This window comes from Mycobacterium talmoniae, from assembly GCF_001854525.1.
Taxonomy (GTDB): domain Bacteria; phylum Actinomycetota; class Actinomycetes; order Mycobacteriales; family Mycobacteriaceae; genus Mycobacterium; species Mycobacterium talmoniae.
The window spans coordinates 1-1,660 of the sequence record NZ_MLQM01000326.1; the positions used below are offsets into that span (position 1 = coordinate 1).

Below are 1,660 nucleotides of genomic sequence, written 5' to 3' on the forward strand. Positions count from 1 at the left end.
GGCCGGGGTGGCCCGGATCGTGGTCGGGTTGGGCGGCAGCGCCTGCACCGACGGCGGCCGCGGCCTGGTGGAGGAACTCGGCGGGCTGGCGGCCGGGCGGGCGCGGCTGGCCGGGGTGGAGCTGATCGCCGCCTCCGACGTGGAATACCCGCTGCTGGGGCCGTGGGGGGCGGCGCGCATCTTCGGCCCGCAGAAGGGCGCCGACGACGCCGCGGTGGCCGCGCTGGAGCACCGGCTGCAGGACTGGGCGGTTGAATTGGATGCGGCGGCCGGGCGGGCGGTCAGCGCCGAAGCCGGCGCCGGCGCCGCCGGCGGGATCGGGGCGGCGCTGCTGGCGCTGGGCGGGGTGCGCCAATCCGGGGCGGCGATCGTCGCCGAGCACACCGGGTTGTCCGCCGAGATCGACGGCATCGACCTGATCATCACCGGGGAGGGCCGGTTCGACGAGCAGTCGCTGCACGGCAAGGTGGTCGGTGCGCTGACCAACACCGCCCGGGCCCGCGGCGTCCCGGTGCTGGTGTTGGCCGGTCAGATCGGCCTGGACGAGCCCGGACTGGCCGCGGCCGGCATCCTGGCCGCCCGCGCCATCGCCGACTACGCCGGCTCGGTGCGGCTGGCGATGGTGGATGCCACCAACCAGCTGATGGGGCTGGCTTCGGCGACCGCGGCGCAGCTGGGCAGCCGCTGACTCGGGAATAGCGCCGCGACACGGTACCGTTGATCAGGTGGGTCTATCCGCGCCGAGCGCACCCACCCCACGATTTCGAATACAGGACCGGTAGGGAGAAGTAATGACTGTTCAGGACCAGTCGACCACCGCAACCCACGGCGTGACGTTGACCGACGCCGCCGCGGCCAAGGCCAAGGCGCTGCTGGACCAGGAAGGCCGCGACGACCTGGCGCTGCGGATCGCGGTTCAGCCGGGGGGTTGCGCGGGGCTGCGCTACAACCTGTTCTTCGATGACCGTTCGCTCGACGGTGACCTGACCGCCGAGTTCGGCGGCGTGACGTTGACGGTGGACCGGATGAGCGCCCCCTACGTGCAGGGCGCCTCGATCGACTTCGTCGACACCATCGAGAAGCAGGGCTTCACCATCGACAACCCGAACGCCGGCGGGTCGTGCGCCTGCGGCGACTCGTTCAACTGACGCTTCGTCAGTAGGTTCCCGAGGTGTGCAGCACATAGGAGCACACCAGGATCTTGCCGTCGGTGGCCAGTAGCTGCGCGACGCCCTGGGTGTCGCGGGACGCGCTGCCGCCCGGGGCCACCACCCGCATGGTGAACAGCACCTGGGCCTGGTAGCTGGACAGGTACACCATCTTGTCGATCGAGGTCACCTCGGCCTCGGAGAACTGCTTGCGGAACGCGTCGCTGTTCAGCTTGGCCACCGCGTCGTCGGACTGCTTCTCGCGCACCGCGTCGTAGATGCCGCACAGCGTGTTGCGGGCGATGGCCTGGATGTCGCGTTTGGACAGCGCGTCCAGGTAGCCCTGAATCGCGGTGCGGGCCTGCGCCTCTGAGATCGCCACCGGCGCTTCGTCGTCGTGCACGACGTAGGCGGTCACCGCCACCAGCGCGGTCAGCAGCGCGACCCCCATCACCGCCGCCACCACCGCCCGTTGCCGGCGGTGCTGCGTCGGGTAGGGCAGCGCCGGCGGC

Annotated in this window: 3 protein-coding genes; 2 read left to right on the forward strand and 1 reads right to left on the reverse strand. The window is 71.4% G+C overall.

Translation table 11 applies throughout. The annotated features are described in order from the left end of the window. Together BKN37_RS27060 and BKN37_RS27065 are read left to right on the forward strand one after the other, a co-directional pair. Window positions 1-688 (forward strand): glycerate kinase (locus BKN37_RS27060; protein ID WP_165618417.1); only part of this gene is annotated, 688 nt, incomplete at its 5' end. 103 nt (window positions 689-791) lie between these two features. Beyond that, window positions 792-1,148: an iron-sulfur cluster assembly accessory protein gene (locus BKN37_RS27065; protein ID WP_071030375.1), complete on the forward strand. Its 357-nt coding sequence runs from the start codon at window positions 792-794 to the stop codon at window positions 1,146-1,148. Window positions 1,149-1,155: 7 nt separating this feature from the next. Here the strand turns inward: BKN37_RS27065 and BKN37_RS29445 are convergent. Continuing rightward, a partial coding sequence (locus BKN37_RS29445; RefSeq protein WP_071030377.1) for an Rv0361 family membrane protein occupies window positions 1,156-1,660 on the reverse strand: 505 nt, incomplete at its 5' end.